General features: G+C 44.6%; 3 protein-coding genes. 2 read left to right on the top strand and 1 reads right to left on the bottom strand.

The annotated features are described in order from the left end of the window. Window positions 1-33: 33 nt before the first annotated feature. Together L4D09_RS28185 and L4D09_RS28180 are read left to right on the top strand one after the other, a co-directional pair. Entirely contained in the window at window positions 34-1,569 is a 1,536-nt protein-coding gene (locus tag L4D09_RS28185; RefSeq protein WP_428460860.1) for a YjjI family glycine radical enzyme, read from the top strand. Beyond that, window positions 1,535-2,404 carry a YjjW family glycine radical enzyme activase gene (locus tag L4D09_RS28180; protein ID WP_428460859.1) on the top strand — a complete coding sequence of 290 codons (870 nt, stop codon included), beginning with the start codon at window positions 1,535-1,537 and terminating at the stop codon, window positions 2,402-2,404. The genes L4D09_RS28185 and L4D09_RS28180 overlap by 35 nt, the downstream gene beginning before the upstream one ends. 18 nt (window positions 2,405-2,422) lie before the next feature. Here L4D09_RS28180 and L4D09_RS28175 read toward each other — a convergent pair. Continuing rightward, a partial coding sequence (locus L4D09_RS28175) for an Ig-like domain-containing protein (RefSeq protein WP_428460858.1) occupies window positions 2,423-7,276 on the bottom strand: 4,854 nt, incomplete at its 5' end.

Raw genomic sequence — 7,276 nt, 5'->3', positions numbered from 1 at the left:
TTATAAACCATATTAATTACATGGTTAATGGTTATGATGACAGAAAACAAATTCCAACAAATCGCCTGTGATCCAACGCTTTCCCCGAAACAAAAATCACAATATCTTGCTTTAGAGGCTGATGCCCAGATCCCGTACGTTGCAGTATCCGATAAAGTAAAAGCGGCTATGGATGCCAATATTATCTGTGACATGTTTGAGGGAAACGCACCATTTAAACCACGTTATGTACTACCCAATTACGCTAAGTATTTACAGCAAGGCTCTGAATATCTAGAGCTATCACCCGCGACTGATCTCGACGAAGCTTTAAATCAACTAACTATTCTTTACCACCATGTTCCTTCTGTTACCAATATTCCTGTTTACCTCGGTCAGCTTGATGAAGTACTACTGCCATTTGTAACGGGTGTGGATGAAGATACACTGTATCGTAAGCTTCGTTTATTTTGGATAATGCTTGATCGCACTCTGCCCGACGCTTTTATGCACGTGAATATTGGCCCAACAGACAATATTGTCTGCCGCACAATCCTTCGCGTAGATGCAGAGCTAAAGCAGGTCGCTCCTAACCTAACGTTTATGTACGACCCAGCACAAACACCCGATGACCTATTACGTATTGCCAGCAGCAACATTTGTGAATGCAGTAAACCACATATCGCCAACTACCCTGTTCATGCCGATACTTTTGATGCTCAAGGTTTTGGTATTGTCAGCTGTTATAACTCACTACCTTTAGCTGGTGGCGCCAATACGCTAGTACGAATGAACTTAAAAGAAGTTGCGCTGCTAGCTGATTCGTCTCGACATTTTTTTGATACAGTACTGCCACGCTATTGCGATACGATGTTCGAACTCATCAATGCGCGTTCTGCTTTCTTGCATAAAGAATCTGGCTTTTTTAACAGCTTTTTAGTCCGCGAAGGCTTAATCGATGAGAACCGTTTTGCACCTATGTTTGGTATTTACGGCATGGCAGAAGCAGTAAACACACTTCTAACAACAGATGATGTTGCGGGCCAGTATGGTCATGATGAACTTGCCAATGAACTGGGCTATCGTATCTCGCAAACATTAAGTGACATCGTCACCTCTACACCTGTTCGTTATGGCTACAATGGTCGAGCTTTACTTCATGCTCAAGGCGGGATCAGCCTCGATATTGATGTTACACCAGGCGTGCGTATTCCTTACGGTACTGAACCAGACCCTGTTACACATATTCAAGCTCTGGCTGAACATCATCAATACTATCCGTCAGGGATCAGCGATATTCTGACCATTGATGAGACCGTAAAATCGAACCCTGAAGCTATGTACCAGTTGTGTAAAGGTGCGTTAGCCATAGGCTTTCGTGAATTCACGGCCAACGTGCATTCCAACGATCTAGTTCGCGTAACGGGCTACATGGTGAAACTGTCTGACATCGCCAAATTTAAAGAGTGTGGCTCGCGTACTAACACAACAGGTTTGGGCACAGAAGCCGCTTCCAATACTGGTATCCTTAATCGCAAGCCAAGAGTTGTCAGCAATGAGCAATCACCACGCTACAGCGACAGTCAGTAAAATTCTGAACTTCTCTTGCGTGGACGGGCCTGGCAACAGGCTCGTTATCTTCCTGCAGGGGTGTAACTATCAGTGCAAAAACTGTCATAACCCTCATACCATTGGTCATTGTGATCATTGCGGTGACTGTGTTACCCCCTGCCCGTCAGGTGCATTGTCGCTAGTTGAAGGAAAAGTGAACTGGCAAGCGAGCCTCTGTACCCATTGCGATCATTGCCTCGCTGTTTGCCCACGCCAAGCAAGTCCTAAAACGAACGAAATGTCGGTTGATAGCATGATTGAACTTATCCGAAAGCAGCATCTGTTTCTTTCCGGAATTACAGTCAGTGGCGGCGAAGCAACGCTACAGCTACCTTTTATCGTCGCCTTATTTACCGCAATCAAGCAGGATGAAGAACTCAAGTATTTAAGCTGCATGGTCGATAGCAATGGTAGCTTGAGCCTTGTCGGCTGGGAGAAGCTATTGCCTGTACTTGATGGCGCGATGATCGATCTAAAAGCATGGCAAGAAGAAACACATCGGTGGATAACAGGCCGTAGCCACCACCGTGTGATTCAGTCTATCGAGTGGCTTGCACAGCAAGATAAGCTTGAGGAAGTTCGCTTACTTTATATTCCGAATATAACAGACTATACCTCTGAAATTGGCGAGGTTAGCCGATTTTTACAGACACTACCGAAGCGAACAACCATCAGACTCAATGCATTTCAGCATCATGGCGTGACGGGAGAAGCATTAGATTGGGATGTTTGCAGCAACGACCAAATACGCGCTCTCGCTGATTTGTTAAGACAGCGGGGTCTCGATGTTCTCTATCGAGACCCCGTTCAATAAACAATAGATTTTCTTCCGCTATTCTTCCGTTGAACGATGGCGGAAGCTATATCTCAACTTTAAGCTGAATATATCCACATCATTCACGTCAATAAAATATCGGTTTACAGCGAGTCCAACCTGCCATTGCTCTGTAAAAGAATAATTAACTTCCACACCAAGGTATGGATCGATACCATCTTTGCTGTGAGTTATTAGATCGCCTTGATATAAGCTATCGATATCCGACTCCCAATACATTGCACCTACCATGCCCGCAACAGCTATATTCTGGTAACGCAAAAATGTATAGCGAGTATCTAGCCCGACCCCATTCACTAAAACCGGAGTAATTGCAGACAACGATTGATGTTTATCAGAGGCATCTATACTGCTGGCCAACGTTGCACTTCCCTTCCCTTGATCGATATACCTTAGTGTGAAGTCCCAATCAGGCATCACCGAATAACCTACCCCAAATGCCCAAGAGAAGTCATGATCATCCTTATCGATAATTTGAGCTTGAGTCGTATCGAGATCATCCCGCGCTTTACTCTGTCCAATATCAGCTTCAATAAACCAGTCAGCCTGTAAATATGAACTCGGTAATAGCAATAACACCGCAATGAATCTCGCAGTGGTAATACGATACGACTGCACCAATCTATAAAGGCTAATAATAACTAACCCTATCATTCCAAATACCCCTAAGCTGCCTCCGCCTGAGTTGCTGACGTAAGTTGAACTCACATTACTAACATTCACGTTTACTTGGCCAACATCAACTAACCCCTGTGAGTCGCTGATCTGATATGTAATCGTATCTATTCCTTCGAACGCCTCATTAGATTGATAGCTTATGGTTTGGTCACTATTTATCACTACAGTGCCATTTTCCGCTTCAGCTGATAACACTTGAAGAGCCTCATTATCAGGGTCGTAGTCATTCGCCAGCACGTCAATTTCAATTGAGTTACGGGTCACAACTCGAACATCATCATCGACAGCAACCGGGGCTTGGCTATTCACAACAGTTACCGTAACCGTTGTTGCGGCAGTACCACCTTGACTATCGGTTATGCCGTAATTTATTACAGCCTCGCCAAGGAAGTCGGTTTCAGCCGTATAGTACAGCTGGTTATTGACGATCTCTGTCTGTCCGAAACTCTCCGATACGCTGGTGATATTTATCGCATCACCATCCGCATCGCTGTCGTTCGCTAATGCGTTGATCGTGATTGATGAATTAATACCAACCGTTACTGTGTCTGACTCTGCCACTGGCAGTGTATTGTCACTTGCTTTTACACTGACGCCACCTGGATCCATAATGCTACCGTTTACGGTGCCATCATCATCGTTAGGCCCACCATCTTCTATCGTTAACTGAACACACCAGTCACCTTCATTTAATCCAATAATCCAAAGTTCACTACCTGGTGGTGGGCAATAACCAGCTTCGCCAGCTGCTGATGATAGGTAGTTATTGCTATCAATAGTAAAATCAAACCACCCCTTCTGTTCTGAGTATTTACGATAAATTGCGTTTGCTGGTATAGGTAGTCGTTGAGGGAACACGACTTGATAAGTTTGCCCCGGGGTCGGTAGACCATAGGCAATAAAATCAAATAACCCACCTATGTTAGTTGCTTCCGAGTCACTCCCCAATTGCTGCTCGACTTCATCGTCAAATAGCTGAGTTCCTCCAGATGCATTAGCGGCAACGGTTACCCCTTTACGTAAACAAACACCTGGGTCACCTTCTATTAAATAACCATCAGAATCGAGAGCTTGCTCTTGAAGAACGTTACACTCACTGATTGCATCCATATAATCTGGAATACCATCTTCGTCACTGTCTGCAAAACCTTCTTCACTATCCGGTATTAAGTCACCATCACTATCTTCACTGCCCAGTGAAGCTAACTGTGATACAACTTCAATATAGATATCTTTAGTGACAGAAGCGGGTACTGAAGCATCATCAGTCACAGTCAGATTAATGAGGTAATGCCCGGGTGAAAGATTCACCGGCGAGAAAATATACGCCGAATTTAATGTACTCAAGTTATCAATTAATGGCTCAGCGGTATGCCATAAATATTGGTGGTTATCTTGTACATTCGCGTCTGTAACCAATGCTTCTAGGGTCACCAATTCATCCGTATTAGTAATAAACAGGCGACTTTCAGATGCTTGTTTCACCGATACCGTTAGCTCTGGTGAGATGYTGTCTTCTTTCACCAACAGTTGATATACCGACTTACTACCAAGATTCAGGCTTGATTCATGGGTAATTGACTCATGAGTAATTGATTCGAGGGTAATAATAAGCGTTTCATCACCTTCACTGAGATCATCACCGAATACATCAAACATTATCGTGCCTTCAACTCCCTCTTCGATAACCACATCACCAGCAACTAGGTTATGGTCTTCGCTATCGGTAGTGCCAGACACGGTATATGGGATCACTACCGGATAGGTAGGAGACTCACCATTGAGATAAATAGAAACTTGGTGGCTGACTTGGCTGCTAGGTTCAGGCTCAGCGGTAACCGCATCTTTTTCTATCGAAATCAACGGATGAACAGTCACTCGTTGGCTAGCCTCTGCGGCATTACCTTGCTCATCAACAGTACGCCAGTAAACAATGCTGTTCCCTGGAGGGAAAAACAACTGATTATCAACCAATTCGACACCAAGTGGCTTACCAGAAGTATCTGTTGCCGTTGCAACCCCAAGGTCTGCTTTAGTAAATAACGCTGTCGCATTTAGCTCAACATCATTCGGTGGAGTTATGATCGGCGTACCAAGTTCAATGTCCCCTTCAATGGTCAAGGTTACAGTCGCTCTAACCCACTCACTATTATCATCACTGACCAGATAACTGATTTCGACATTACCGATAAAGCCAGCCGGCGCTTTATAAGTAAGTTTATTGTCAGAGATAGTAACAGTACCGACACTCGCTTCTGCAGCAGTAATGGTAAGATCATCACCATCAACATCGGTATCATTACTCAATACATCTAATTCAAACTGATTTTGCTCAGAATAAGTCTTCGTAATAATGTCGTCTTCAACAATCGGAATATCATTCACGGGTGTAACGGTTAGGTTAACTAAAGCGATATTAGAAACTGCACCATTGCCATCTTTGACTTGATAGCTGAATAGATCATCACCAAAGTAATTCTCGATTGCTCGATAACGAATTGCTCCGGTTGAGGTAATGGTAATTGAACCACCTTCAGGTACCGACACAATTTCAACAGAGGTGAGATCTAACTGATCACCTTCATCAACATCATAATCATTGCCAAGCACATTGATCTCTATCGTACCTTCTTCAATAAGCTCAGCTTGGTTGTCAATTGCTACAGGAGGGTCATTAACAGGGATTACGGTTACAGTGACCGTTGCCGCTAATGATTCATAACCTTCACTATCTGTAATTGAGTAAGAGATTAGCTCTGTACCAAATGAATTGTCATTCGGCACGTATCGTAGCTTCCCATCAGATAAGACCGATGCAACACCTTTTTCCAGTGAAGATTGATTAATAATCGTAATTTGCGGCGCAGTATATTCGCCTACAGCTGCGCCATCTTCAATATCACTGTCATTAGCCAATATAGTTATATCAACAGTCTCATCTTCCAACGTTGTTACAGCATCATCGAGTGCTATCGGACGGTCATTAATTGCACCAACTAACACTTTAATTTCAGCGGCTTCTGATGCTAGCCCCATCCCGTCAAGAATACGGTAGGTCAATACATCTTGGCCGAAATAGTCTTCATTTGGCAGATAGCGGATATTGGCACCGTCTACAATGGTCGCAACACCGTATTTAGGGTGATCGACTATTTCAATATTCCCTTCTGGCGTACCATCTTCGGGATCTGTTGCTTCAATACGTACAGCCAAGACTATAGGGTTATCTTCTTCCGTTTTTTCGTTAAACGCTGCAGCAACCGGCACATCATTAACAGCAGTGACTGTTACGATAACAGTTGCCAGCTCAGATTCGCTTAAATCACTGTCTTTCACCTTATAGGTAAAGCTATCACTACCATGGAAGTCAGGTTCTGGCTGATAGGTCACTTTCCCAGTACCTGAATCAAACTGAGCGGTACCATTAGCTGGCATTGTTTCTAAATTAACACTCGATACCACCAGATTCTGGTCGATATCATAATCATTACTTAGAATATCGATTTGGACGGGCTGATCTTCTAACGTAGTCGCCACATCATCTACCGATGTAGGCGCATCATTGACGTTAACCACTTCGAGGTTAAATGCGGCCAAGCTGACAGTTTCAGTACTATCACTTACCTTGATCACGATGTTCGAGGTAGTACCAACATCGTCGTTAGTCGGTGTACCGCTCAAAGTACCTGTAGCAGTATCAAAGCCTGCCCACGACGGCTTGCCAGTGATGCTGAAGCTGTGGCTATCGTCCTCATCGACATCATTGACACTTGGCGTAAAGGTATACGCACTGTCTTCATTCACACTCGTTGCAGGCGTACCCGAGATCTCTGGCGCATCGTTGGTGTTGCCAACACTGATCCCGAAGGCCACTAAGGCGTCACTGGCTTCCGCGCTGTCTTTAACGGTGATGACGATATCGCTATATTGCCCAACGTCATCATTGGTCGGCGTGCCGCTCAAAGTACCTGTGGCAGTATCAAAGCCTGCCCACGACGGCTTGCCGGTGATGCTGAAGCTGTGGCTATCGTCCTCATCAACATCATTGACACTTGGCGTAAAGGTATACGCACTGTCTTCATTCACACTCGTTGCAGGCGTACCTGAAATCGTCGGCGCGTCGTTGGTGTTGCCAACATCGATCCCAAAGGCAGCCAAGGCGTCACTGGCTTC

The organism is Photobacterium makurazakiensis (assembly GCF_050336715.1).
GTDB lineage: Bacteria > Pseudomonadota > Gammaproteobacteria > Enterobacterales > Vibrionaceae > Photobacterium > Photobacterium makurazakiensis.
The sequence above is the reverse complement of the archived record's forward strand: the minus strand, read 5'-3'. Positions and strand labels throughout refer to the sequence as shown.

Excerpts from the sequence above, each read along its gene's own strand:
- L4D09_RS28185 (WP_428460860.1), top strand. The coding sequence starts at position 34 with ATGATGACAGAAAACAAATTCCAACAAATCGCCTGTGATCCAACGCTT.
- L4D09_RS28180 (WP_428460859.1), top strand. The coding sequence starts at position 1,535 with ATGAGCAATCACCACGCTACAGCGACAGTCAGTAAAATTCTGAACTTC.